General features: G+C 67.5%; 26 protein-coding genes and 1 riboswitch. Of the genes, 11 read left to right on the top strand and 15 right to left on the bottom strand.

What is annotated here, in order from left to right; all coding sequences use genetic code 11:
* Positions 1-21: 21 nt before the first annotated feature.
* Complete coding sequence (locus tag HLG70_RS19650; protein WP_171665900.1) at positions 22-966, top strand: succinylglutamate desuccinylase/aspartoacylase domain-containing protein; 945 nt, start codon at positions 22-24, stop codon at positions 964-966.
* A gap of 30 nt (positions 967-996) precedes the next feature.
* On the opposite strand, the gene HLG70_RS19645 is transcribed toward HLG70_RS19650, so the two are convergent.
* From HLG70_RS19645 to HLG70_RS19635, 3 genes are all read right to left on the bottom strand, one after another.
* Entirely contained in the window at positions 997-1,518 is a 522-nt protein-coding gene (locus HLG70_RS19645) for a lipocalin family protein (RefSeq protein WP_171665898.1), read from the bottom strand.
* Between the two features lie 81 nt (positions 1,519-1,599).
* Entirely contained in the window at positions 1,600-3,171 is a 1,572-nt protein-coding gene (gene gshA, locus HLG70_RS19640) for a glutamate--cysteine ligase (RefSeq protein WP_171665896.1), read from the bottom strand.
* Between the two features lie 32 nt (positions 3,172-3,203).
* Positions 3,204-4,118 (bottom strand): alpha/beta hydrolase, encoded by a 915-nt coding sequence (locus tag HLG70_RS19635; RefSeq protein WP_234103141.1) that lies wholly within the window; start codon positions 4,116-4,118, stop codon positions 3,204-3,206.
* Positions 4,119-4,163: 45 nt separating this feature from the next.
* On the opposite strand from HLG70_RS19635, the gene HLG70_RS19630 reads away from it, so the two are divergent.
* Positions 4,164-4,703, top strand: a complete 540-nt coding sequence (locus tag HLG70_RS19630; protein ID WP_171665894.1) for a hypothetical protein — start codon at positions 4,164-4,166, stop codon at positions 4,701-4,703.
* On the opposite strand, the gene HLG70_RS19625 is transcribed toward HLG70_RS19630, so the two are convergent.
* Positions 4,693-4,908 carry a helix-turn-helix domain-containing protein gene (locus tag HLG70_RS19625; RefSeq protein WP_234103140.1) on the bottom strand — a complete coding sequence of 72 codons (216 nt, stop codon included), beginning with the start codon at positions 4,906-4,908 and terminating at the stop codon, positions 4,693-4,695. The genes HLG70_RS19630 and HLG70_RS19625 overlap by 11 nt on opposite strands.
* A 189-nt stretch (positions 4,909-5,097) precedes the next feature.
* Here HLG70_RS19625 and HLG70_RS19620 point away from each other — a divergent pair, with 189 nt between their 5' ends.
* On the top strand, positions 5,098-5,994 hold the full coding sequence (locus HLG70_RS19620; protein WP_171665890.1) for an AEC family transporter: 897 nt from the start codon (positions 5,098-5,100) through the stop codon (positions 5,992-5,994).
* 51 nt (positions 5,995-6,045) lie between these two features.
* Here the strand turns inward: HLG70_RS19620 and HLG70_RS19615 are convergent, their stop codons facing one another.
* From HLG70_RS19615 to HLG70_RS19595, 5 genes are all read right to left on the bottom strand, one after another.
* Positions 6,046-7,053 (bottom strand): Ldh family oxidoreductase, encoded by a 1,008-nt coding sequence (locus HLG70_RS19615; RefSeq protein WP_171665888.1) that lies wholly within the window; start codon positions 7,051-7,053, stop codon positions 6,046-6,048.
* Between the two features lie 31 nt (positions 7,054-7,084).
* Positions 7,085-8,020: a hydroxyacid dehydrogenase gene (locus tag HLG70_RS19610; RefSeq protein WP_171665886.1), complete on the bottom strand. Its 936-nt coding sequence runs from the start codon at positions 8,018-8,020 to the stop codon at positions 7,085-7,087.
* Between the two features lie 46 nt (positions 8,021-8,066).
* Positions 8,067-9,080: a Bug family tripartite tricarboxylate transporter substrate binding protein gene (locus HLG70_RS19605; protein WP_171665884.1), complete on the bottom strand. Its 1,014-nt coding sequence runs from the start codon at positions 9,078-9,080 to the stop codon at positions 8,067-8,069.
* A gap of 90 nt (positions 9,081-9,170) precedes the next feature.
* Positions 9,171-10,346, bottom strand: a complete 1,176-nt coding sequence (locus HLG70_RS19600; protein ID WP_171665882.1) for a UxaA family hydrolase — start codon at positions 10,344-10,346, stop codon at positions 9,171-9,173.
* Positions 10,347-10,373: 27 nt separating this feature from the next.
* Positions 10,374-10,655, bottom strand: coding sequence for a UxaA family hydrolase (locus HLG70_RS19595; RefSeq protein WP_171665880.1), 282 nt, complete (start codon positions 10,653-10,655; stop codon positions 10,374-10,376).
* Between the two features lie 181 nt (positions 10,656-10,836).
* Between HLG70_RS19595 and HLG70_RS19590 the strand changes: the two genes are divergently transcribed.
* The 4 genes from HLG70_RS19590 to HLG70_RS19575 all read left to right on the top strand — a co-directional run bounded on the left by HLG70_RS19590 (position 10,837) and on the right by HLG70_RS19575 (position 14,957).
* The gene (locus HLG70_RS19590) at positions 10,837-11,592 is read left to right on the top strand and encodes a GntR family transcriptional regulator (RefSeq protein ID WP_171665878.1); all 756 of its coding nucleotides are present in this window, start codon (positions 10,837-10,839) and stop codon (positions 11,590-11,592) included.
* A 69-nt stretch (positions 11,593-11,661) separates the two neighbouring features.
* Positions 11,662-11,743: riboswitch (SAM riboswitch) on the top strand.
* On the top strand, positions 11,733-12,992 hold the full coding sequence (metX, locus tag HLG70_RS19585; protein ID WP_171665876.1) for a homoserine O-succinyltransferase MetX: 1,260 nt from the start codon (positions 11,733-11,735) through the stop codon (positions 12,990-12,992). Its footprint overlaps the riboswitch before it by 11 nt.
* Complete coding sequence (metW, locus tag HLG70_RS19580) at positions 12,989-13,603, top strand: methionine biosynthesis protein MetW (protein ID WP_171665874.1); 615 nt, start codon at positions 12,989-12,991, stop codon at positions 13,601-13,603. Before metX ends, metW begins: the two co-directional genes overlap by 4 nt.
* A 106-nt stretch (positions 13,604-13,709) precedes the next feature.
* Positions 13,710-14,957 carry a muropeptide transporter gene (locus HLG70_RS19575; protein WP_171665961.1) on the top strand — a complete coding sequence of 416 codons (1,248 nt, stop codon included), beginning with the start codon at positions 13,710-13,712 and terminating at the stop codon, positions 14,955-14,957.
* 64 nt (positions 14,958-15,021) lie between these two features.
* Here HLG70_RS19575 and HLG70_RS19570 read toward each other — a convergent pair whose 3' ends face one another.
* Positions 15,022-15,891, bottom strand: a complete 870-nt coding sequence (locus HLG70_RS19570; RefSeq protein WP_171665873.1) for a universal stress protein — start codon at positions 15,889-15,891, stop codon at positions 15,022-15,024.
* Between the two features lie 224 nt (positions 15,892-16,115).
* Here HLG70_RS19570 and HLG70_RS19565 point away from each other — a divergent pair, with 224 nt between their 5' ends.
* Both HLG70_RS19565 and HLG70_RS19560 read left to right on the top strand, forming a co-directional pair.
* Entirely contained in the window at positions 16,116-16,754 is a 639-nt protein-coding gene (locus HLG70_RS19565) for a trimeric intracellular cation channel family protein (RefSeq protein WP_171665959.1), read from the top strand.
* Positions 16,755-16,965: 211 nt separating this feature from the next.
* Entirely contained in the window at positions 16,966-17,574 is a 609-nt protein-coding gene (locus HLG70_RS19560; protein WP_419144778.1) for a GntR family transcriptional regulator, read from the top strand.
* Between the two features lie 34 nt (positions 17,575-17,608).
* On the opposite strand, the gene HLG70_RS19555 is transcribed toward HLG70_RS19560, so the two are convergent.
* Genes HLG70_RS19555 through HLG70_RS19540 form a run of 4 tightly spaced genes read right to left on the bottom strand, consistent with a single transcriptional unit; the run spans position 17,609 to position 20,570 of the window.
* Entirely contained in the window at positions 17,609-18,376 is a 768-nt protein-coding gene (locus HLG70_RS19555; protein WP_171665869.1) for a LamB/YcsF family protein, read from the bottom strand.
* 14 nt (positions 18,377-18,390) lie between these two features.
* Positions 18,391-19,383 carry a biotin-dependent carboxyltransferase family protein gene (locus tag HLG70_RS19550; protein WP_171665867.1) on the bottom strand — a complete coding sequence of 331 codons (993 nt, stop codon included), beginning with the start codon at positions 19,381-19,383 and terminating at the stop codon, positions 18,391-18,393.
* A complete protein-coding gene (gene pxpB, locus HLG70_RS19545; RefSeq protein WP_171665865.1) occupies positions 19,380-20,114 on the bottom strand; it encodes a 5-oxoprolinase subunit PxpB in 735 nt (244 codons plus the stop codon). The genes HLG70_RS19550 and pxpB overlap by 4 nt, the downstream gene beginning before the upstream one ends.
* Before the next feature lie 24 nt (positions 20,115-20,138).
* The gene (locus HLG70_RS19540; protein ID WP_171665863.1) at positions 20,139-20,570 is read right to left on the bottom strand and encodes a VOC family protein; all 432 of its coding nucleotides are present in this window, start codon (positions 20,568-20,570) and stop codon (positions 20,139-20,141) included.
* Between the two features lie 27 nt (positions 20,571-20,597).
* Here HLG70_RS19540 and HLG70_RS19535 point away from each other — a divergent pair, with 27 nt between their 5' ends.
* Positions 20,598-20,762, top strand: coding sequence for a hypothetical protein (locus tag HLG70_RS19535; RefSeq protein WP_171665861.1), 165 nt, complete (start codon positions 20,598-20,600; stop codon positions 20,760-20,762).
* Positions 20,722-21,588 (top strand): LysR substrate-binding domain-containing protein, encoded by an 867-nt coding sequence (locus HLG70_RS19530; protein ID WP_171665859.1) that lies wholly within the window; start codon positions 20,722-20,724, stop codon positions 21,586-21,588. The genes HLG70_RS19535 and HLG70_RS19530 overlap by 41 nt, the downstream gene beginning before the upstream one ends.
* Positions 21,589-21,649: 61 nt before the next feature.
* Here HLG70_RS19530 and serA read toward each other — a convergent pair whose 3' ends face one another.
* The gene (gene serA / locus HLG70_RS19525) at positions 21,650-22,849 is read right to left on the bottom strand and encodes a phosphoglycerate dehydrogenase (RefSeq protein ID WP_171665856.1); all 1,200 of its coding nucleotides are present in this window, start codon (positions 22,847-22,849) and stop codon (positions 21,650-21,652) included.
* Positions 22,850-22,960 lie beyond the last annotated feature (111 nt).

Below are 22,960 nucleotides of genomic sequence, written 5' to 3'. Positions count from 1 at the left end.
AGGCATATAGCGGACAACATCATGGAATTCAAGCTCCCCGTTCCCGACCTGAGCGCCGAGCGCGCCGGCAATACCGGCACGCCGGGCGTATGGCATTTTGATTCGGGCGTTCCGGGACGGGCGCTCATGGTGTCCGCGCTGGTGCACGGCAATGAGCTGTGCGGGGCATGGGCCCTGAAGGATCTGCTGGCCGCGGGCGTGCGCCCGCGCCGCGGCAGCCTGACGCTGGCGTTCTGCAACCTGGATGCGTTCGATCGTTTCGACCATGCCAACCACGACGCCTCGCGCTTCGTGCAGGAAGACATGAACCGCGTGTGGAGCGCGGAGCGCCTGGACAATCCGACCACGCCGGACCGCCAGCGGGGCGCGGCGCTGCGCCCCTGGGTGCGGCAGGCGGACTGGTTGCTGGACCTGCATTCGATGCACGAGCCGGGCGCGCCCCTGCTGCTGACGGGCGTCCTGCCGCGCAACATTGCGCTGGCGCGCCGCCTGAAGGCGCCGCAGCATGTCATCGTGGACGCGGGCCACAAGGACGGCGTGCGCATGCGCGATTTCGAGCAGTTCGGCGATCCGTCGCGGGACGACGCCTGCGCCTTGCTGATCGAATGCGGATTTCACGGCGACCTGTCCTCGCGCGATGTGGCGCGCGACATGACGGCGCGCATGCTGGTGGAGTCTGGCGTGCTGGATGCGCCGGACCTGCCGGCGGGCTGGCTGCTGCCCGACCCCGCCGCACAACGCGTGCTGGAAGTGACGGACGCGGTGGTGGCGCCGTCCATGGACCTGCGCTTCGCCGGTGCGTGGACCGGCCTGGAAACGTTCGAGGAGGCGGGCTCGACGATAGGCTGGGCGGACGGGCAGCCCATCGTGACGCCTTACGGCAACTGCACGCTGATCATGCCGTCGCTGCGGCAATTGAAGCCCGGCGTGACGGTGGTGAGGCTGGCGCGCGACTACGCGGGCTGACGGCGGCGCCGGGCCGCCGGGGCTGCCGCGCTACTTCTGCGGCGTGTAGCGCAGCTCGTCGAGCTGATAGCCCTGCGCCGTGGCGGCGGCCAGCGCCTTGTCCAGGTCTTCCTTCGTCATTTGCGGCGAGCGCGACAGGATCCACAAATACTTGCGGTCAGGCGTGCCGACCACGGACCAGCGGTACTCCGGGTCCAGTCCGATGACCCAGTAATCGCCCTTGAACGGCTTGGCGAACGAGACTTCAAGCTTGGCGTTGTTGCTGCCCTCGACCACCGTGGCCGTGCCCGACGCGGAATCGATATCCCCATCCTTGGTGCGGCAGCGATTGTTCACGCCGATCGTGCCGTCGGCATGCGCGGTGTATTCGGCGGTGGTGTCTCCCACGCAGTCGCGCTGGAAGAACATAGGGAAATTCGCGATTTCGTACCACATCCCTGCATAGCGTTTCAGGTCGACCGATTCCACGGTCTGCATGGACGGCGGCGCGGCATGGGCGATTCCCGCCATGCTGGCGGCCAGGGCCAGCAGGAATGTTGCGGTGCGGCGCATGGGGAAAACCTCCTGATGTGACTGATGCGGTCCGCGCCGCCGGACTGGCGGGCCGCGCGGACCAAACCTTAACGATACGCCTTATTTGCGCGGCGCCTTCAGCGCGGCGTGGTAGCGGGCCACGTAGGTGTCGAAATCCTCCGTGTCCGATTGCTCCAGGCGCAGCTGCTCGGCGGCGGACTGCACGGCCGCCTCTTGATAGGCCGCCGCCAGGTCCGAGGGCAGGGGCTGGGCGCGCAGCGTGTCCGCATGCTTGCGGCTCAGGTCCAGCGAATAGTCATGGAACGACAGGCCGCTGTCTTTCAGCGAGGCCAGCAGGCGGGCCGACGGCGTGGAGTCGGGCTGGTCGAGCTTGGCGCGTTGCGCGGCCAGCGCTTCGGCATAGGCGCTGCCGCCCAGGGCGGAGTCGAACAGGGCGGCGTAGGGCGCGATCTGGTCCAGCAGTTCGTGGCCCCATTGCGCCAGGCCGACAGGCTGGCCTTCGCGGTCGAGCATCAGGCCGGGCTTGCGGCCTTCCTTCACGACGACCGAGAAGTTGTCGGCGCTGCGCTGACAGTAGCCGTTGGCGGGGAAGAAGGGGCTGTCGGAGGTCGTGCAGAACAGCAGGAAGGCGTCGACGAAACGGCTGGTGCTGGCGTCGATGCCCACCGGCGAATTCGGATCGATGTCCAGGCAGCGCACTTCCACGTACTGCACGCCGCGTTCGGCCAGCGCCGTGATGGGGCGTTCGCAGCGGCCGGTGGCGCGCTTGGGGCGGATGCTGGAGTAGTACTCGTTTTCGATCTGCAGCACGTTGGTGTTGAGCTGGATCCACTCGCCGTTGCGATGCGTGCCGATCTTCTGGTAGTCGGGCCAGGGTTGCGACACGGCGTCGTACAGGCGGCCGAGGAAGGTGTCCAGGTCGTTGTAGCAAAGCTTGAGCTGCGACTGGGCCTTGTTCTGATAGCCCAGGTCGCTCATACGCAGGCTGGTGGCGTAGGGCAGGTAGAGCGTGTGGTCGCCCAGCTTTTCCAGCGGATGTTCGTGACCGCGCAGGAAGTCGCTGGCCAGCGCGGGGGCGGCGCCGAACAGGTACATCAACAGCCAGGAATAGCGCGTGAAGTTTCGGATCAGGCTGATGTAGCCGCGCGAGCGGCGGTCTTGCACCGAGCCGGGCTGCGTATCGAGCACGGACCACAGGTCCTCGGACAGCGAGAAGTTGTAGTGCACGCCGGCGATGCACTGCATCGTCTTGCCGTAGCGCTCGGCCAGGCCGCGGCGGTACACGTGCTTGAGCATGCCCGTGTTGGACTTGCCGTACCAGGCGATGGGAATGTCCGCCTCGGGGGGCAGCGTGGCGGGCATGGACTGATTCCAGATCAGCTCATGCTCCAGCACGCCGTAGACATGCCGGTGCGTATTGGTGAGCTCGGCCAGCAGCGCGTCCACGTCCGTATGCGTGCCCGTGATGAGTTCGAGCAGGGATTCGGAATAATCGGTGGTGACGTGTTCGTTGGTCAGCGCCGAGCCCAGTCCGGCGGGGTGAGGGGTGCGGGACAGGATGCCCTGTTCGTCCACGCGCAGGCCTTCTTTCTCGATGCCCCGCAGGGTCTGGGTCAGCAGCGAGCGGTTGGCCTCTAGGCGGGAGAGGCGGTTGGCGGCGGTATCAGTCACGGATTCTTCTCGTTGGGGGCTGTCGCCGGATTTTACGGGGTGCTGGCCTCCTGTGCCGAGGGAACCAGTACTGGGGACAGGGACAATGCCTGGGACGTCCGGGCCAGCCACTCGTCCAGGTCGGCGTAGACCGGATCGGCGATGGGGGCGGTTTCGTTGAAGATCTCGTGCCAGGCGGTGTCGTACCAGCGCAGGGTCAGCAGTTCGGCCGGGGCCCGCTGGGCGAACTGGCGGCTGCCTTCGGCGGCCACGATGGAGTCGTCGCCGGCCACCATCAGCAGGGTGCGGCAGGGCAGCAGGTGGGCCTCCCGCAGGGCTTGGCGCCCGCCCTCGTCCACGAAACGGGCCAGCCGCCCGGTCATGCGGCGCCGCACCAGGGGGTCTGAGCGGTAGGCTTTCACGACCGCCCTGTCGTGGGAGATCCGGGCGGTGGCCAGTCCGTGGGGCACCCGCAGGTTCGGCGCGTGCAGGGACATCCAGGTCAGGCTGCGGCGCACCCACAGTGGCACATTGACAACAAATGGCGGGGAACTGAGCACCAGGCCGTCCAGTTCGGCCAGGCGGAGCTGGGCGATGCGCACCGCCACCAGGGCGCCCAGGCTGTGGGCCAGCAGGATGGGCGGGCGGCCCTGGGCCCGGGTCCAGGCCTGCAGCCGGCCGACCGCGTCGGTGACCAGGTCTTCCTGGTGGCCCAGGGTGGCGGGGCGTCCGCCCGAGCGGCCGTGGCCCCGGTGATCGTGCGCGCCCACGGTCCAGCCGCGGGCGGTCAGCCAGCGCGCCAGCCGGTCATAGCGTCCGGCGTGCTCGCTAAGCCCGTGCAGCAGGTAGATACTGGGAGCGCCCGCGCCCGCGCCGGCGACAGGCGGAGGCACGTTGGGGGCGGCGGGCCACGAATAATTGGCTATCGGCGTGCCGTCGGGCGCGGGGGTCATCGAAATCGGCGACAATTTCTGGCTTCCTCGAATTGAATAGACCGTCCGGGTCCTCGGGTAATGACGATTTCATCGCTGTTTCGTTTCATGTTGAAGAAAGCCGGCCCTTTCGTGGGGTTGGTCCTGCTGCTGGCGGCGTGTTCGCCCAGTTACAACTGGCGCGAACTGGACGTGGCCGACGGTCATGTGCGCGCGGCGTTTCCCGCCAGGGTCTCGACCGATACCCGGGACCTGAAGCTGGATACCCATACCCTGCAATTCACCCTGGCCAGCGCCACCGTCGGCGAAGCGGTCTTTGCGGTGGGGTCGGCCCCGCTGCCGCCCGAGATCGCGGCGAACCCGGCGGCCAGGCAGGCGCTGGGCGTGGCGCTGATGCGCTCGCTGTACACCAATATGCAGGCGCCGCCGCCGACGGATTGGCCCCCCTATGGCCAGGAAATCGAGGTGCGCGGCAAGGCGATGGGCAAGCCGGGATGGCTGCAGGCCAAGGTCTGGGTGACCGACACCATGCTGATCGAGGCGGTAGCCGCCGGCACCGAGGAAAGCCTGCCTGCCGAACGCGCGCGCGAATTCCTGCGTTCAATTGTCGTCAAGCCTTGACCGGATCCAGCAGCCCCGACCTGAGGGCTGCGGCCACGGCGGCGCGGCGGCCTCGTACGCCGAGCTTGGAGCAGGCGTTGCGCAGGTGAAAATTCACGGTGCTTTCGCTCACGCCCAGGATGCGGGACGTTTCCCAGCTGGTCTTGCCGGCGGCGGACCAATGCAGGCAGGCGGCCTGACGGTCGGACAGGCGTTTGCCGGCCAAGGGCGTTGCCTCGTCGCTTGCGGCTGGGAGTGATTGGACGGGTTGGGCGCGCAGCGGTGTGGCGAGCATGGTGGCAGGGGCGGGACGCCCTTTTGTGAACAATGGCCTTATGCTGCGGCCCGCAGCGCTGGCGGGGCAAGTAATGATGCCGCGAGGCGTCAATCTTTTTATCTCTGACGGAATAGTTGCATGTTGGCCATCGCGCAGTTCTACCTTTCAGCCATCGTGCTGATGCTGCCCCTGCTTTCCTGCGTGGGAATCGGGTTGTTCTGGGGCAAGCGCGATCTTCCCTTCGGCGGCAGTTTCATCACGACGCTGGTGACTTCGGTGACCACGCCCGCCCTGGTGTTCCACACCTTTGTCACGACCCACCTGGATGACCGCGCGTTGGCGGACGTGGCCGTCGCGACCCTGATTGCCTTGCTGCTTTGCGCCTTGGTCTGCGCGCTGCTGCTCAAGGTCTGGAAGCTGCCGGTGCGCGGCCTGCTGCCGACCGCCTTCCTGCCGAACGCGGGCAATCTGGGGCTGCCGATTTCGCAGCTTGCCTTTGGCGACGCCGGCCTGTCGGTGGCGGTGGCGTTCTTCGCGGTGAATTCCTTCGTCATGCACACCATCGCCGTGCGGCTGCTGCCGGGCGTGAACACCAAGGGAAGCTGGAAGAGTCCGATTCTGCTGGCTTCCGTGGTGGCGGTGGCGATGCGCGTGCTGCACATCCCGGTGCCGGACTGGATCGTTGAAACGGCGCGGATGCTGGGCGCGGTCACGGTGCCGCTGATGCTGCTGAGCCTGGGCCACGCCCTGGCGCTGATTCCGTCCAATGGCATGCGCGACGGCGCCAAGGTCGCGGCGATCCGACTGGCCGTGGGCCTGGCCACGGGACTGGCGGTGGTGTGGGCGCTGGACCTGGAGCCCGTGCTGGCCGGCGCGCTGACCCTGCAGATGGCGATGCCCTGCGCCGTGGTCAGCTACATGTACACCAAGCGGTACACGCAACTGGGAGACACCGCGGCGGGCGCCGTACTGGTGTCCACCGTGGTGTTCCTGCTGCTGGCGCCCTTGATGCTGTGGTTCTCCCACGGGCACTAGGGCGGCAGGGCCTGTGCAAGGCCCCTTTGGTGTGAACGGACGCTGGCCGGCTCAGCTTGCGCCGGCCATGGTCCGCAGCTGCGCCATCAGCGCGTCGGGCAGGTCCACGCCGTGCTTGAGGGCTTCGTCGCGCAACTTGCGGCGGCGGTCGCCGGGCAGACGCACGCCTTCGTCTTCAAGCATGGCTTCCACCAGGGCTTCGACGCGTTCCAGATAGGCGTCGTTGCCGGCCAGCGCGCCCGGATCGATCGCCATGAAGGCCTGTCCCAGGCGCGCGGGGCCGCCTTCGTCCACGAAGAACGACTCGGTTTCATAGCCGAAGTGCGCGCCGGTCAGCGCGCAGGCCAGCAGCTCGACGATGAGCGCCAGCATGGCGCCCTTGACGCCGCCCGCGGGCAGCATGCTGCCCGCCAGCCCGGCTTTCGGATCGGTGGTGGGCTGGCCGTCGGCGTCCAGCGCCCAGCCCAGGGGTATGGGCTGGTTGTCGCGGGCGGCGATCATCAGCTTGCCGCGGGCCACCTGCGACAGCGACAGGTCGATCACCAGGCGCGCGCCGCCCCGGCGGGGGAAGATCGCCGCGATGGGATTGGTGCCGAACAGGGGGCGCTTGCCGCCCCAGGCGGGCATGGCGGCGGGCGAGTTGCTCAGCGCCAGCGCGACCAGCCCTGCGTCGGCCAGGGCTTCCAGGTGATAGGCGGCTTCGCCGAAGTGATGGCTGTTGGCAACGCCGATGAACGCCACCCCATGTTCGCGGGCGCGCGCCGCGGCCTGTTCCACGGCCATGGCGCAGGCGGGAAACGCCAGGCCCGAGCCGGCGTCGATCAGCGCGGCGCCGCCGCGTTCATGCACGATGCGGGGCACGGCCGAGCCGATGGCGCGGCCGGTGCGCAGGTGGCCGGCGTAGAACGGCACGCGCGACAGGCCGTGGGAGCTGAGTCCCTGGCTTTCCGCGAAGACCAGCGCCCGCGCGGTGCTGTCCGCCATGGCCGGGTTGGCGCCGGCGGCGGCCAGGCCGGCCGCGGCCAGATGTTGAAGTTCGTCCAGATAGATGTGAGCCATATCCTTCCTGTCGTGAGGCGCGCGCCGCGCATCATCCGGCGCGGCCGGTAAGCGCTATTGTCACACCGGTGGCCACCATGTCGGAAACCCGTGTGTTGGCCTCCTGCGTCAGGCCGGCGATGTGCGGGGTGAGGATCAGGTTGGGGAGGTTTTCCAGCGGACTGCCGGCGGGCAGCGGCTCCTGCTCGAACACGTCCAGCGCCGCGCCGCGCAGGCGGCCGGAGCGCAGCGCCGCCGCGAGCGCGGTTTCGTCCACGATGCCGCCGCGCGAGGTGTTGATCAGGATGGCGCCCGGACGCATGCGGCCGATGCGGGCGGCATCCAGCAGATGCCGGGTATCGGCGGCAAGCGGCACATGCAGCGTCACCACGTCGGCCTGCGCCAGCAGCTCGTCGAGCGCCAGCGGCGCGGCCCCGGTTTCCTTCCAGGCCGGGTGGCCGGGCGGCAAGGCCGCATCGCTGCCCACCACGCGCATGCCCAGCCCGCGCGCCAGCTGCGTGGCCAGCCGGCCGATGCCGCCAAAGCCCACCACGCCCAGGGTCCGTCCATGCGCCTCCAGCCCTTGCGACAGGGCGGCGCGCGGCCAGTGCCCTGCCGCCACGTCGGCCGTGGCGGCGTAGGCTCCACGCAACAGCGCCAGCATCGTGCCGATGACGTACTCGGCCACCGCGCGGGCATTGGCGCCGGTTGCCGGCACCACCTGGATGCCGCGCGCCGCGCAGCCGGGCAGGTCTATGTTGTCCAGCCCCACGCCCAGCCGGCCCACGGCCAGCAGGCGCGGGGCGGCCGCCAGCAGTTCGGCGTCCACCTGGCTGCGGTTGCGCACGATCAGGGCGTCGGCATCGCGCACGGCCTCGAGCAAGGCGCCGCGCTGTTCGACCATGTCGGGTGCGTACCGCAGGTCGAACCGCTGCCGCAAGGCATCGACGGCGGGCGCATCCATGAACTCCGAAATAAGAACTCGCATCTGCCGGGCTCCTTTGCTGGTTGGCGGTATTGGCGGCCTGGCCGCGTCAGGCGATCTGGATGTTGGCGTCGCGGATGATCTTGGCCCAGCGGTCCACTTCGGACTTGAGGTAGGCGCCGAACTCGGCGGGTCCGCGCGCCTGCGGCACGAAGCCCAGCTGCAGCAGGGCCTGCTGCATGGCGGGTTGCGATACCTGTTTCACGATCGCGGCGCCGATGCGCTGGACCAGCTCGGGCGGCGTGCCGGCGGGGGCGAGCACGCCGGTGAAGTTCTCGACGATCAGGTCCGGCAGGCCGGCCTGCGCCACCGTGGGCACGTCGGGCAGGTCGGCGCTGCGGTCGCGCGTGGTGATGGCCAGCGCGCGCAGCGAACCGTTCTTCACGTGAGACAAGGATTCGGGGTAGTTGGAGAACACCACGTCCAGGTGTCCGCCGATGAGGTCCGTGAGCGAGGGCGCGCCGCCCTTGTAGGGCACGTGCGTAAGCGGCGTCCCCGTGAGTTTCTGGTACAGCGCCAGCGTCAGGTGGGGCGGCGTGCCGTTGCCGCTGGAGCCGGCCGCCAGCGGCTTGGCGCGAGCCGCGCGCGCCAGGTCGTCCATGGTCTTGATGGAGCTCTTGGCGTTCACCACCACCATGATGGGCGAGGACGCCAGCCCCGCCAGCGGCGTCAGGTCGCGCGTCAGGTCGTAGCCCGCCTTGCCCGCGAACAGCGTGGCGTTGGCGGCGTGCGACAAGGTGATGGCCAGCCAGGTGTAGCCGTCGGGCGCGGCATGCGAGACATGCGCGGCGCCGATGTTCGCGCTGCCGCCAGGCTTGTTCTCCACCACCACGTTCCAGCGTTCGGCGTCGCCCAGCGCCTTGCCCACCTGGCGGGCGGCGACGTCCGTCAGACCGCCAGGCGGAAAGGGCACGACGTAATTGATGGGCCGTTCGGGCCAGGCGCCTTTCTGCGCCAGCGCCCGCTCCCACGGGGCGAGCGCACAGAGGCCGGCGGCGCCCAGGGCGCCGAGCAGACGCCGGCGCTGCGCGTCTTGCGGAAAGTGTTGCGGTTCGCTACTCATCTGTCTTCCTCCTTGGGGGTTGCGCCCGGGTAGGAATGCATACGCCTTTGCCGCCGCGGTCTGCGCCCGGGTCTGCTGGTTCTTGCGGCCCTACGCGCTTTCGAAAATCCGCGTCAGGACGAATTCGCGGTGGCCCAGGGCCTCCGCCGCCGTCCACCGGCCGTTGGCGGTGGCCAGCATGCACTCCAGCAGCTTGTCGCCGGCCTGGTTCAGGTCGATGTCGCGTTGCAGCAGGCCGCTGGTGTCCACGTCGATGTGCTCGGACATGGTGCGGACGGTGCGCGGATTCGCACAGATCTTGATGACCGGCAGTATCGGGTTGCCGATGACGTTGCCCTGGCCGGTGGGAAAGAAGTGCACGGCGTAGCCCGAGGCGGCGCACAGGGTCACCATTTCAGCCGCGGCCGACGAGGAATCCATGAACCACAGGCCCGGGCCGTCGGGGATTTCGGCCTTGTCGATCACGCCGTCCACGCGGCATTGCTTGCCGATCTTCTGGATGTTGCCCAGCGCCTTTTCCTCGATGGTCGTGAGGCCCCCGGCGATATTGCCCTTGGTGGGTTGAGACTCCGACAGGTCGCTGGTCTTCCAGCGGTCGATCATGGCCTGGTAGCGGTTGAACATGAACATGAAGCGCTCGCGCACCGCGTCGTTGGCGCAGCGCTCGGCCACGATGTGCTCGCCGCCCGTCAGCTCGGAGGTTTCACCGAACACCAGGGTGGAGCCCAGTGCGTAGAGCTTGTCGAAGGCGTTGCCCACGGTGGGGTTGGCGCCGCAGCCGGACGTGGTGTCGGATTCGCCGCACTTGGTGGAGACCCAGAGATCCGAGATGGGGCATACGCTGCGCGTCAGCGCGGTGGCGTAATGCACGTATTCCTTGGCGCAGCGGGACGCGCGCATGATGGTGTCGTGGTCGCCGTGCAGTTCGATGCTGAAGCCCATGACCGGCTTGCCGGTGGCGGCGATGCCGTCGACGACGCGCTTGGTCCAGCCTTCCTCGATGCCTATCACCACCACGGCCGCGACGTTGGGATTGCAGCCGGTGCCGATCAGCGTGCGGAAGTGCAGCTCCAGGTCTTCGCCGAACTGCAGCCGGCCATAGGGATGGGGCAGGGCCAGGGTGCCCTTGATGTTGTTGGCGACGGCTTCGGCCGCCGCGTTGGAAATGTCGTCCACGGGCAGGACGATGACGTGGTTGCGCACGCCGACTCGGCCATTGTCGCGGCGATAGCCTTGGAACGTGGTCTGGGCATTGATGATGGACATGGTGGTTTCCTGTGCGGTGGGGGACGCTTACCAGCGCTTGGTCTTGATGTTGTGCACGTGGGCGTGCTCGCCGGCCTTGATGGGCGCCACCACGCGGCCGATGTCGACCCCGTACTTGAAGACCGTGTCGCCCGCCGCCATGTCCTTCATCGCCACCTTGTGGCCGATGGGGATGTCCTGGGAGGCCCGGACATGAACGATCTTGTCCTCATCCATGATCCAGGCATTGAGCTCCGTTCCAGCGGTCAGGCCTTCCACCACGGCGACCGCCACCGTGTCCTTCGCATCGTGCAATACGGCGTGAATCATTGTCTTCCTCTCTTGGTCAGGGGCGCCGCGGGGTGCTGCGCGCGGCGCGGATCACAACGGCCAGGAAATCTTATGGCGACGTTTTTTCAAAGTCAACTAAATCATATAGATGAATTGAATGACTTGAGGGGGCGGCGCCAGCGCCGCTACACTGAGGGTCCATGAATATTGCGATGCACCCATGAACACCAGCCTGTCATCGACTGTGCCCCTGGGCAGTCCCCTGTACGAGCAGGTCAAGCAGGCCGTGCTTGCCGCACTGGCGCAAGGCGAGTGGAAGCAGGGCGAGGCAATCCCGCCGGAGAAAAACCTGGCCGAGCGATTCGGCGTGTCGATCGGCACCCTGCGCAAGGCCATAGACGAACTGGCCGCCGAGAACATCCTGGTCCGTCATCAGGGGCGCGGCACCTACGTTGCGGTGCACACGCGCAACCACCACTTCTTCAAGTTCTTCCGCATCGTCAGGCAGGACGGCAACAAGTCCTACCCCACCACGGAATTGCTGCGCTTTCGGCGCGTGAAGGCATCGGCGGTGGCGCGTGAAAAGCTGGACCTGGCCGCGGGCGCCCATGTGTACGAATTCCTGAATGTGCTGTCGCTCAATGGCGAGGTGGTGATGGCGGACGACGTCTGCCTGCCGGAATCGCGCTTCCCGGGCCTGGTCGAAGCACACCTGCGCGAACGCGCCAGCACGCTGTATGCCCTGTACCAGGACGTTTTCGGCGTGAATGTCATCGCTACCGACGAGCGTCTGCGGACGTGCCTGGCCGAGCGCACGCATGCGCGCTGCCTGGGCGTGCCCGAGGGCAGCGCGCTGCTGGAGATCCGCCGTGTCGCGTTTTCGTACAACCGCCAGCCGGTGGAGTGGCGCGTCTCGCGCGTGAACACCGAACGCTATGAATATCTGGGCCAGGAACCCTGGGAGGCCGGCGCCTGAATTTCCGGGCGCGGCGCGGGAGCCCTCCTGCGCCGCCCTCAAGCAGTGCTAGAATTCTTGCCGCAGTACAAAATTTTCGGCGCCGATTTGCCTGATCCGCTTGCGGGCGCCTTCCAATAAATCCAGCTAAAGAGGTCCGTATGACCACTCCTGCCCAGAATTTGGCCGGTGATTCGGCCAGCGGGTTCGTTCCCGCAACCGTCACGACTTCCGCTGCCGCTGATCCCGGCTCGGTCGGCCTCGTCGCTCCCACCTTCATCCGTTTCGATGAGCCGCTGCCTCTGCTCAGCGGCCAGTCGCTGGCCGCCTATGAGCTGGCCGTCGAAACCTACGGCACGCTCAATGCCCAGCGCAGCAACGCCGTCCTGATCTGCCACGCGCTCAATGCTTCGCACCACGTGGCGGGGCAGGCGGCGGACAACCCCAGCGACGTGGGCTGGTGGGACAACATGGTCGGCCCCGGCAAGCCCGTGGACACCAACATCTTCTTCGTGATCGGCGTCAACAACCTGGGCTCCTGCTTTGGCTCGACCGGGCCCGCCAGCATCAATCCCGAAACCGGCAAGCCCTGGGGCGCCGCGTTTCCGGTGCTGACCGTCGAAGACTGGGTGCGCGCCCAGGCGCGGGTGGCGGACCATTTCGGCATCGAGCGCTTCGCGGCGGTAATGGGCGGATCCCTGGGCGGCATGCAGGCGCTGAGCTGGTCCATCACCTTGCCCGACCGCGTGGCCAATTGCATCGTCATCGCCAGCACTCCGCGCCTGTCGGCGCAGAACATCGGCTTTAACGAAGTGGCCCGCCGCGCCATCATCACCGATCCGGACTTCCACGGCGGCGACTATTACGCGCAGGACACCGTGCCGCGCCGCGGCCTGTCGGTGGCGCGCATGATCGGCCACATCACCTATCTCTCCGACGACGACATGGCCGAGAAGTTCGGCCGCGCGCAGCGCGCGCCCGCCGAGAACGGCGCGTACCACTACGGCTATGACGTCGAGTTCGAAGTGGAATCCTACCTGCGCTACCAGGGTGAGAAATTCACCCGCTATTTCGACGCCAACACCTATCTGCTGATCACGCGCGCGCTCGACTACTTCGACCCGGCGCGCCTGACGGGCGGCGATCTGGCGCGTGCGCTGGCTCCGGCCAAGTCCGACTTCCTGCTGGTGTCGTTCTCCACCGACTGGCGCTTCCCGCCCGAGCGTTCGCGTGAAATCGTGCGCGCGCTGCTCAAGAACGCCAGCCCCGTCACCTACGCCGAAATCGACGCGCCGCACGGCCACGACGCCTTCCTGCTGGAAGACGCGCGCTACCATGCCGTGGTTCGCGGCTACTACGAACGCATCGCCCGGGAGCTTGGCCTGGACGGCGCCGCCTTGACCGAAGGACGTTCCGAATGACTCCCGTGACTCCCCGCTATGCCCACAGCGCGCTGCGGCCCGACCTGGCGCGCATCGCCGGCTGGATCGAACCAGGCAGCCGCGTCCTGGACCTGGGCTGCGGCGATGGCGCATTGCTGGCGCACCTGCGCGACCACCGCCAGGTGCGGGGCGCCGGCGTGGAACTGGACGACACCTGCGTGATCGCCTGCGTGCGCCGTGGAGTCGAGGTCATCCAGCAGAACCTGGAAGACGGCCTGGCCCTGTTCGACGACAAGCAGTTCGACACAGTCGTGTTGTCGCAGACCCTGCAGTCCATGCACCGCACCGAACACATCCTGCGCGAAATGGCGCGGGTGGCGCGCTATGGCGTGGTGTCGTTTCCGAACTTCGGCTATTGGCCGCACGGCTGGGCCATCCTGCGCGGCCGCATGCCTGTCACGGGCCAGATGCCCTACCAGTGGTACAACACGCCGAACATCCACCTGTGCACGCTGCGCGACTTCGAGCAGCTGGCCGACGAGGTGGACGTGAGCATCCTGGAACGCGCCACCTTCAATGAAGGCAAGGAAGTGCGGCTGTTCCCCAGCTGGCGCAGCACGCTGGCGGTGTACCGCTTCGCATCGCCCTGACATTCCGACACGCCTCCTCCTGACGGGGCGGACGAACACGCCCTAAAATGCCGCAAGCCCGCGGCCAGCGCCTGTTGCGCCTCCGGCCAAGTCTCAGGAGACCGTCATCACCGCTGTATCCAACGTCTACACCAGCCCCCGCGTTGCCCCCTTGCTGGTCCTGGGCTTTGCCAGCGGGCTGCCGTTGGCCCTGACCAGCGGCACCCTGCAGGCCTGGGCCACCGTCGAGGGCGTTCCGCTACAGGAAATCGGTTTCCTCACCCTGGTAGGCACGGCCTACACCATCAAGTTCCTCTGGGCCCCCCTGGTCGATCGCTATGTGCCGCCCTTGCTGGGCCGCCGGCGCGGCTGGATGCTCGTGACCCAGCTGCTGCTGGCGATGGCCATCATGGCGATGGGCGCGCTGTCGCCGTCGGCCGCGCTGATGCCGCTGGCCATGCTGGCGGTGCTGGTGGCCTTCCTTTCCGCCACGCAGGACATCGCCTTCGACGCCTATTGCACGGACGTATTGCGCAAGGAGGAACGCGGGGCGGGCGCGGCCATCAAGGTCATGGGCTACCGGCTGGCCATGATCGTGTCGGGCGGCCTGGCGCTGATCCTGGCGGACCAGTGGATAGGCTGGGGCAATACCTACGTGCTGATGGGCGGGCTGATGCTGCTGTGCGCGTTGGCCACGCTGTGGGCGCCCGAGCCCGAGCATGTCGCGCGCGCGCCGCGCAGCCTGCGCGAGGCGGTCGCCGAACCCCTGCATGAATTCTTCACGCGCCGCGGCGCGCTGGCGATCCTGCTGCTGATCGTGCTGTACAAGCTGGGCGACGCGTTCGCCGGCGCCTTGTCCACCACCTTCCTCATCCGTGGCGCGGGCTTCACGCCGACGGAAGTCGGCACCGTGAACAAGGTGCTGGGGCTGGCGGCCACCATCATCGGCGCGCTGGCAGGCGGGTCGCTCATGTCGCGCTGGGGGCTGTACCGGTCGCTGATGGCTTTTGGCCTGCTGCAGGCCGTGTCCAACCTGGCGTACTGGCTGATCGCGGTCAGCCCGAAGAACATCTGGCTGATGGCTACCGGGGTCGGTATCGAGAACCTGTGCGGGGGCCTGGGCACGGCGTCGTTCGTCGGCCTGCTGATGGCGCTGTGCCGCCAGCGGTTCTCGGCCACGCAGTTCGCCCTGCTCTCGGCGCTGTCGGCCGTGGGCCGCACCTATCTGGCGGGGCCGCTGACGCCGCCGCTGGTCAACCACCTGGGCTGGCCGGGCTTCTTCCTGCTGACGGTGCTTATCGCCCTGCCGGGGCTGGTGCTGCTGAAGATCCTGCGCGGCACCATCGATTCCATGGAAAAACAGGGCGAGGCGTAGCCGCGCCACGTTTCGCCCTGTCCGAAGGCGGCGCGGGAAGCGCCGCCTTTTTCATTTGCCGGGATTACTCGTCGCCGGTCAGCCTGACGATCAGCACGTCGCTGGGCAGGGCTTCCAGCAGCCGTTCGGCCACGCTGCCGATGGCGGTGCGCAGGATGCCCGTGCGGCCATGGGTGCCGGTCACGACCAGGTCGGAACGGTGGGTGAACGAGTATTCGGACAGCACGGTCTCCGGCTGGCCGGCTTCCAGCACGACCTTGGGCGGCACTCCCTTGGGCAGTTCCGGGGTTTCGGCGATGAACCGCTGCGCGCATTGCTCCGCGGTCTTGTAGAAGCTGCTGACGACCGCGTCGTCGGGCACGTTCACGCTCTGGAAAGGCACTTCGTAGGCGTTGAACAGGGTCAGGTTGGCGTTGGGCACCAGCTGCAGCGCGGCGCGCAGCGCCTGGCGCGAGCCGGCCGAGAAATCGGTTGCGACCAGCACGTCGCGGTAGGGCTTGCGCGGGCGGTTCTTCACCACCAGGACCGGCTGGCGCGCCTGGCGGGCGAGCTTTTCAACCGTGGTGCCCAGCAGCAGGCGGCCCAGCGTTTCGTCGCGGGCGATGCCGGTGACGATCAGCGAGCAGCCATAGCTGTCGGCCGTTTCCATGATGCGGACGAGCGGGTCGCCTTTGACGACCACGACTTCGGTCGGCACGTTGGCGGCCGCCAGGTCTTCGGCCAGCTCGCGTTCAGCCAGGCCCTTGTGATCGTTCGACAGCCGCCGCCAGACCGGCGTGGTCAGGCGCGCGGGCGTGGCATGGGATTCCATGACATGCAGCACGATCAGCTTGGTATTGAGTTCCTTGGTCAACTGCAATGCGCGATCCAGGGCGCGGTCGCCGCGTGCGCTCAGGTCGGTGGCCAGCAGGATGGGGCCAGTTTGCTGTGTCATACCTTATCTCCCGGTTGTGGCCAGATGCGCGGCTCCCGCGTCCGCGCTGCCTGGCTATTACCGCCCAGTCGGGCATATCCCCATTGTCTCGCCGCGAAACGGGACGGGGCTTGATGGATATCAACGCATGGACGAGGGTACGGGATGGCGCGCCGGCAGGCAATGGGCACGGCCGCCGGCCCAGGCTCAATACAATGAGGCCTGCCTCCATCCTTGCCCGTCCCATGCTCACCGATATTTCGCCAGCTCTGCTGCACACGCTGTACCTCGTCGCCATCGTGGCCGAAGCCATGACCGCGGCGCTTTCCGCGGGGCGGCGCGACATGGACTGGATGGGCGTGTGCATCATTGCCTGCGTGACCGCCCTGGGCGGCGGCTCGCTGCGCGACGTGCTGCTGGGGCACTATCCGCTGACCTGGGTGGTGCATCCGGAGTACCTGTGGATGACCGGCGGCGCGGCCATCCTGACCGCGCTGATCGCGCCGGTCATGCGGCGGCTGCGCAGCGTGTTCCTGCTGGCCGACGCCCTGGGGCTGGTGGCTTTCACCGTGATCGGCTGCCAGGTGGCGCAGATGATGCAACTGCCGGTCACGGTGGTGCTGATCAGCGGCATGATCACCGGTTGCGCCGGCGGGGTGCTCCGGGATGTACTCTGCAATGAGGTGCCGCTGCTGTTCCGCAAGGAGCTGTACGCCAGCGTGTCGCTGGTGACCGGCGCCCTGTATCTGGGCGCGCAGGGCATGGGCCTGTCCGCCAACGCCTCCGTGCCCATCGCGCTGGCCGCGGGTTTGGCGATGCGCCTGCTGGCGCTGCGCTTCAATTGGCAGATGCCCAAATTCGTGTATCGGGACGACTGGGACTAGGGGCGGCGCGCTCGCCGTGGCCCGGGTCCGGCTGGCGCCGGGATGATACTTTTCGGGCATGCAACAGTATTACTACTTGTGTTTCAATAGATTTCTAGTATCTTGTCGCTGTCTCATACCATGCACCGCGCAGTAGAAGGGGAGCCGATTGGACGTAAAAGCGCCCGCCACGATTCCGTATTTCCTACAGGAACAGATTCGTGAGTTGATAGTGGACGGCACCATCCGGCCAGGGCAGCCGTTGCGGGAACAGGAGCTGGAGCAGCGTTTCGGCACCAGCCGCAGCCCCATCCGGGAAGCCCTGCGTCTGCTGGAGCTGAGCGGCCTGGTCACGCATATCCAGCGCAAGGGCTTCCGGGTCACCCTCTATACCGAAACCCAGATCCGCCATCTGTACATGTTGCGCGCGGAGCTGGAGGCGTACTGCATCCGCCAGGTTGCCGAGATGCATGACCTGGCGCCGCTGCTGGCCGAATTGGGCAGTTATCACGAGGCGATCGTCGCGGCGCTGGCCAAGCGCGACGTGCGCGGCTTCATCGCGGCCTCGCGCGAGTTCTATCTGGCCAGCGCCCGCTTTACGGGCAATACGCCCCTGACCAGCATGCTCAGCAAGCTCTATGAGCAGATCGAGCCGCTGCGGTATCTGCTGGCCCGGCAGTCGCTGGAGGCCAAGACGATTCCCAACTACACGCACGGCATCATCCTGGCGCTGGGCAACCGCGATTTCGAGCGCGCGGCCGACCTGACCCGCAGCTACGTGATGGAAGTGCTGCCGGAGATCCTGCGGACCTACCGCGAGGCGTCGCTGCAGGACGCATAAAGCGCAGGCGCCGCGCCAGGCGCGCGCCCGATCGTCAGCCGCGGGGCGGCGTGCGAACCTCGATGCCCGCCTTGTCCAGGGCCTGACGGATGCCGTTGGCGAAAATCAGGGCATTGGGCTGGTCACCATGGATACAGAGCGTGTCGGCCTGCACCGGCACATCCTTGCCGTCCACCGAGCGCACCAGCCCTTCGCGCACCATGCGCACGACCTGGGCCACGGCCTGGTCCACGTCTTCGATCATGGCGCCGGCGCGCGTGCGCGGCGTCAGCGAGCCGTCGTCCTGATAGGAGCGGTCGGCGAACACTTCGTTGGCGGCCGTCAGGCCGATGGCGCGCGCGGCGTCGATCAGCTTGCTGCCCGCAAGACCATACAGGATCAGCGAGGCGTCCACGTCCTTGACCGCCTGGCAGATGGCCCGCGCCAGGCCTTCGTCCTTGGCCGCCATGTTGTAGAGCGCGCCATGGGCCTTCACGTGATGCAGCCGGGCGCTTTGCGATGCCGCCACGCCGGCCAGCGCGCCGATCTGGTAGACCACGATGTCATAGGCTTCGTCGGGATTGATCTGGATGACGCGCCGGCCAAAGCCCGCCAGGTCCTGCAGGCTGGGGTGGGCGCCGAGCGCCACGCCCTGCTTGAGCGCGGCCGCCACGGTCTTGCGCATGGTGGCCGGATCGCCTCCGTGGAAGCCGCAGGCGATGTTGGCGGAGCTGACGTATTGCAGCACCGCGGCGTCGTTGCCCATGGTCCAGGCGCCATAGCTTTCGCCCATGTCGCAATTCATGTCGATGCGGGTGGTCATGGCAGTTTTCCTTTCTAGGCCAGAAGCGCGCGCAGCGGCGCAAGCGCTTCGTGCAATTGCGCGAAGGCGCGTTCGCGCTCGCCATCCAGGCGCTGCGCTTCCTCGAGTTCGACCCGCTGGAATCGCAGGGTCTGTCCGGGCGCATATTGCGCCAGGGCGGGCAGGTCCACCGTGGCGATCTGCGCGATCTTGGGATAGCCGCCCGTGGTTTGCCGGTCGGCCATGAGGATGATGGCCTCGCCGCCGGACGGCACCTGCACGGTACCGAAGCAGGCCGCTTCCGACAGCATTTGCCGCGGCTGGTGCATCGACAGCGCCGGGCCGAGCAGGCGGTAGCCCATGCGGTCGGACTGCGGGCTGATGCGGAATTCGGATTCGGCGAACGCGCGGCGGCTGGTTTGCGAGAATTCCGGCCAGTGCACGCCAGGCAGGAATCGGATGAATTCGCGGCGCTTGTTGCCCAACGCGGCGGGCAGGTAGACGCGCTGGTCCCACAGGTCTTTTTGCAGCGCGCCCAGGTCGCGGCCGGCGGCCAGCGGCTGGCGCAGGGGAATCTCGTCGCCCTTGGCCAGCGCGCGTCCATGGAAGCCGCCGAAGCCGCTGCGCAGGTAGGTGGTCTCGCTGCCCATGACGGGCGCCAGTGCAAAGCCGCCATGCACGGCCAGATAGGCGCGCACGCCTGCGGCGGGCCTGGAGCCAAAGGCCAGGGTGTCGCCGGCCTGGGCGATCAGCGGCCGGAGCTGGGGAATGTCCAGTCCGTTCAGCGTCGCGCCCAGGTCGGCGCCGGCCAGTGCAAAGCAGGCCGGCGCGTCAAAGCGCAGGGTGGGCCCGGTCAAGGTGATTTCCAGCGTGGCGGGGTCGCCTTGGTTGCCCGCCAGCGCATTGGCCAGCCGGTGGGCGCGCTCGTCCATGGCGCCCGCCACCGGTATGCCCTGGTGCTGGTAGCCTTCGCGCCCGCGGCTTTGGAAGCTGGACAGCATTCCCGGCTTGATCACGGTCAGGCTCATGGCCGGGCTCCCCGGATGCGGTCGAATTCCTCGGGGCCGATGGGGACGAACCGGACCGAGTCGCCAGGCTGGAGCAGGGCCGCGGGGTCGCGGGCCGGGTCGAACATGACCAGCGGCGTGGCGCCGATGATGTTCCAGCCGCCCGGCAGCCGGTTCGGATAGATGACGGTCTGCCGGTTGGCGATCGCGACCGCGCCGATGGGCACGGCGGTGCGCGGCGACGGGCGCCGGGGAATGTTCAGTTTCTTGTCGTGCACGCCCAGGTAGGCGTGGCCGGGCGCGAACCCCAGCATGAACACCATGCAGCGGGGCTGACTGTGCAATTGGATGACGGCTTCCGGCGTCAGGCGGGCGGCGCGGGCCACTTCGTCCAGGTCGGGGCCGTGCTCGCCGCCGTAGCAGACGGGGATATCGACTTCGCGTCCGCCGGTGGCGTCGATGGGTATGCCGCCGGCCAGCAAGGCCTGGATATGTTCGACAAGCGTGGCGTAGGTGGGGCCTTCGCCGTGTCCGCCGGGCCGGTAATGCACGGCTACCGCGACGAAGGAGGGCACCACGTCGGTCACGCCCGGCAGCCGCGCGTCGCGCAGCTTGCGGGCCGCGGCCAGACAGGTCCGGCCGACCGACGCGTCGATCTGGTCGCCGAAGGAAACGATCAGGCAGCGGTCACCCTGGGGCAGGATGCGCCAGCGGGTTTCGGCCGGAGAAGGGGGGTCTGAAATTTCGTTCAACGGCGCGAAACCTGTAGTGACGGATTACTTGGCGAACAACGAATCCATGTTCTTGAACGCCTTGAATTCCAGCGCATTGCCCGACGGATCCAGGAAGAACATGGTGGCTTGTTCGCCCACTTCGCCCTTGAAACGGATGTAGGGCTCGATGACGAACTCGGTGCCGGCGTCGGTCAGGCGCTTGGCCATGGCTTCCCATTGTTCCATGGAAAGCACGGCGCCGAAATGGCGCACGGGCACATTATGCGAATCCACGGCGCTGGTGGCCTTGTGGCCGCATTCGCCGGGCGCCAGGTGAGCCACGATCTGGTGGCCGTAGAAATTGAAGTCGATCCAATCGGGCGAGCTGCGGCCCTCGGGACAACCCAGCTTTTCGCCGTAGAAGGCGCGGGCTTCGGCCAGGTCGCGGACCGGAAAGGCCAGGTGGAACGGCGGCAGGTTGGTTTGGGCGGTCATGAAAAGCTCCGGGTAAGGCAAAAGAAGATGATCGATCAGAATGCCGGCCCTCGCAAGATTGCAAAGGCCCTAGCACCAGCGCGTAGTTTAGGTATTGTTTTTTTGATTGAAAAACGATATTTTTTGTGTCTTAGCATCGAAAATATTGATCGTGATCAAAGAATTCAAGACCTTCCTGGCGGTGGCGCGTGACGGGACCTTCACGGGCGCCGGGGTTCACCTGGGGCTGACGCAGTCCGCCGTCAGCGCCCAGATCAAGCGCCTGGAGGAGTACCTGGGGATAGAACTGTTCGACCGCGGCGCGCGCGCGGCGGTACTGAATGCCCATGGCCGCGAGATGCTGCCGCAGGCCGAGGAACTGGTCGCCATGGCCGAGCGCATGGTCACCACGGCGGGAGCGGGCCACATCAGCGGCTCGCTGCGCATCGGCGCCATCGCCTCGGTGCAGCAGGACCTGCTGGTGCGCGCGCTGGGCGAGTTCCGCGCCGTCTATCCGGAGGTGCGCGTGCGCATCGTGCCCGGGGTGTCGCTGTCGCTGCTGGGGCAGGTGGATGCCGGCGAGGTGGATCTGGCCGTGCTGATCCGCCCGCCCTTTGCCCTGCCGCCCGAGTTGGGCTGGCAGCCGCTGATGAGCGAGCCGGTGGTCCTGGCCATGCCCGAGTCCATGGCGCCCGCGCCGTGGCGCGAGCTGCTGGCGACCCAGCCCTTCATCCGCTACGACCGGGCGTCGTTCGGCGGACGGGTGGTGGACATCTTCCTGAAGAAGCACCGGATCAACGTGCACGAGGCCGTGGAGCTCGACGAGATCGAGGCCATCGCGGGCATGGTGCGGCATGGGCTGGGCGTGGCGCTGCTGCCGCAGCTGCGGCGGCTGGACATGACGGGGCTGCGTCTGGTGTCCTTGGGGGAGGCGGCGTTTCATCGCGAGATCGGCATCATCGGACGCCTGCCGTTCGATGCCGGCAGCGTACGCGACAAGATCGCGGAATGCCTGGTGCAGGCCGCGGCCCAGGCCTGACGCGCGGGCGGGCCACAAAACAAAAGAGCCCCCGAAGGGGCTCTTGCCTTGGCCTTGACCTTTACAGCCGGTCGCAGCGTACGGTGATCGGATGGTCGCGCAAGGCGGTCATCACGATGTCGTCGACCTCGCCTTCCACGTCCGTGATCACGTAGCCGATCTGGCCGCGGGTCTGCAGGGTCTGGCTGACGATGTTCAGGCCGTGCTGCGCCATCAGGTTGTCCAGCGCGCCAAGCGCGCCCGGCGCGTTGCGGTGGACGTGCAGGATGCGGGTGCCGCCGGCCTGTTCCAGATAGGGCAGTTCCGGGAAGTTGACGGCGCCCTTGGTGGTGCCGGCTTGCAGGAAGCGCACCAGCTTCTCGGCCACTTCGCGGCCGATGTTCTCTTGCGACTCCTGCGTGCTGCCGCCGATGTGCGGGGTCAGGATCACGTTGGGCATGCCGATCAGCGGGCTGGCCAGCGGTTCGTCCGCGCCCTTGGGCTCGGTGGGGAACACGTCCAGGGCGGCGCCGGCCAGGTGGCCGGACTTCAGCGCCGCGTGCAGCGCGGCGATATCCACCACCGTGCCGCGCGAGGCGTTGATCAGGATGGCGCCGCGGCGCATGCGCCCGATCGTCTCCGCGTTCATGATGTTTTCGGTGGACTTGCCGCCGGGCACGTGCAGCGTCACGACATCGGCCTGTTCCAGCAGGTCGTTCAGCGTGCCGGCGGGGCGGGCGTTGCCCAGCGGCAGCTTGGCTTCAACGTCGTGATAGATGACGCGCATGCCCAGGCTTTCGGCCAGCGTGCTGATCTGCGAGCCGATATTGCCGTAGCCCACGATGCCCAGCGTCTTGCCGCGGGTCTCGAAGGCGCCGGAGGCGCTCTTGTCCCAGTGCCCCAGGTGGACGCGGGCGTTCTTCTCGGGAATCCGGCGCAGCAGCAGGATGGCTTCGCCCAGCACCAGCTCGGCCACCGACCGGGTGTTCGAGAAGGGCGCGTTGAACACCGGGATGCCGCGCTGCATGGCCGTATCCAGGTCGACCTGGTTGGTGCCGATGCAGAAGCAGCCCACGACGCGCAGGTCGGGGTTGCCGGACAGCAGGGCGGCATCCAGGTGGGTGCGAGAACGAATCCCCGCCACTTGCACGCCGCGCAGGGCGTTGTGCAATTGCGCCGGCGGCAATGCGGCGGCGTGCGTGACGATGTCGGTGTAGCCGGCGGCTTCGAATACCGCGCGGGCGCTCGGGTGGATGTTCTCGAACAGGACGATTTGTGCCATGACTGCCAAGGGGTGGGTGAGAAACGCGTTTTATTTATTGTGGCGCATTTTTGCTGCAGTGCAAGGAGTAGCCATTGGGGCGGTGTGGATGAATTGTTTCAGCGCGCCGGC

The organism is Achromobacter deleyi, assembly GCF_013116765.2.
In the GTDB taxonomy this organism is placed as follows: domain Bacteria; phylum Pseudomonadota; class Gammaproteobacteria; order Burkholderiales; family Burkholderiaceae_B; genus Achromobacter; species Achromobacter deleyi_A.
Note: the sequence above shows the minus strand (reverse complement) of the source record. Positions and strands in the feature narration are given on the sequence as shown.

What these genes read in the sequence shown, in the direction of transcription:
- HLG70_RS19645 (WP_171665898.1), bottom strand. Translation starts at nt 1,518, where the DNA reads ATGCGCCGCACCGCAACATTCCTGCTGGCCCTGGCCGCCAGCATGGCG.
- HLG70_RS19565 (WP_171665959.1), top strand. Translation starts at nt 16,116, where the DNA reads ATGCTCACCGATATTTCGCCAGCTCTGCTGCACACGCTGTACCTCGTC.
- HLG70_RS19550 (WP_171665867.1), bottom strand. Translation starts at nt 19,383, where the DNA reads ATGAGCCTGACCGTGATCAAGCCGGGAATGCTGTCCAGCTTCCAAAGC.
- HLG70_RS19555 (WP_171665869.1), bottom strand. Translation starts at nt 18,376, where the DNA reads ATGACCACCCGCATCGACATGAATTGCGACATGGGCGAAAGCTATGGC.
- HLG70_RS19540 (WP_171665863.1), bottom strand. Translation starts at nt 20,570, where the DNA reads ATGACCGCCCAAACCAACCTGCCGCCGTTCCACCTGGCCTTTCCGGTC.
- HLG70_RS19610 (WP_171665886.1), bottom strand. Translation starts at nt 8,020, where the DNA reads ATGCGAGTTCTTATTTCGGAGTTCATGGATGCGCCCGCCGTCGATGCC.
- HLG70_RS19570 (WP_171665873.1), bottom strand. Translation starts at nt 15,891, where the DNA reads ATGACACAGCAAACTGGCCCCATCCTGCTGGCCACCGACCTGAGCGCA.
- HLG70_RS19620 (WP_171665890.1), top strand. Translation starts at nt 5,098, where the DNA reads ATGTTGGCCATCGCGCAGTTCTACCTTTCAGCCATCGTGCTGATGCTG.
- HLG70_RS19650 (WP_171665900.1), top strand. Translation starts at nt 22, where the DNA reads ATGGAATTCAAGCTCCCCGTTCCCGACCTGAGCGCCGAGCGCGCCGGC.
- HLG70_RS19615 (WP_171665888.1), bottom strand. Translation starts at nt 7,053, where the DNA reads ATGGCTCACATCTATCTGGACGAACTTCAACATCTGGCCGCGGCCGGC.
- HLG70_RS19605 (WP_171665884.1), bottom strand. Translation starts at nt 9,080, where the DNA reads ATGAGTAGCGAACCGCAACACTTTCCGCAAGACGCGCAGCGCCGGCGT.
- HLG70_RS19590 (WP_171665878.1), top strand. Translation starts at nt 10,837, where the DNA reads ATGAACACCAGCCTGTCATCGACTGTGCCCCTGGGCAGTCCCCTGTAC.
- HLG70_RS19630 (WP_171665894.1), top strand. Translation starts at nt 4,164, where the DNA reads ATGACGATTTCATCGCTGTTTCGTTTCATGTTGAAGAAAGCCGGCCCT.
- HLG70_RS19595 (WP_171665880.1), bottom strand. Translation starts at nt 10,655, where the DNA reads ATGATTCACGCCGTATTGCACGATGCGAAGGACACGGTGGCGGTCGCC.
- serA (WP_171665856.1), bottom strand. Translation starts at nt 22,849, where the DNA reads ATGGCACAAATCGTCCTGTTCGAGAACATCCACCCGAGCGCCCGCGCG.
- HLG70_RS19600 (WP_171665882.1), bottom strand. Translation starts at nt 10,346, where the DNA reads ATGTCCATCATCAATGCCCAGACCACGTTCCAAGGCTATCGCCGCGAC.
- metX (WP_171665876.1), top strand. Translation starts at nt 11,733, where the DNA reads ATGACCACTCCTGCCCAGAATTTGGCCGGTGATTCGGCCAGCGGGTTC.
- metW (WP_171665874.1), top strand. Translation starts at nt 12,989, where the DNA reads ATGACTCCCGTGACTCCCCGCTATGCCCACAGCGCGCTGCGGCCCGAC.
- HLG70_RS19535 (WP_171665861.1), top strand. Translation starts at nt 20,598, where the DNA reads ATGATCGATCAGAATGCCGGCCCTCGCAAGATTGCAAAGGCCCTAGCA.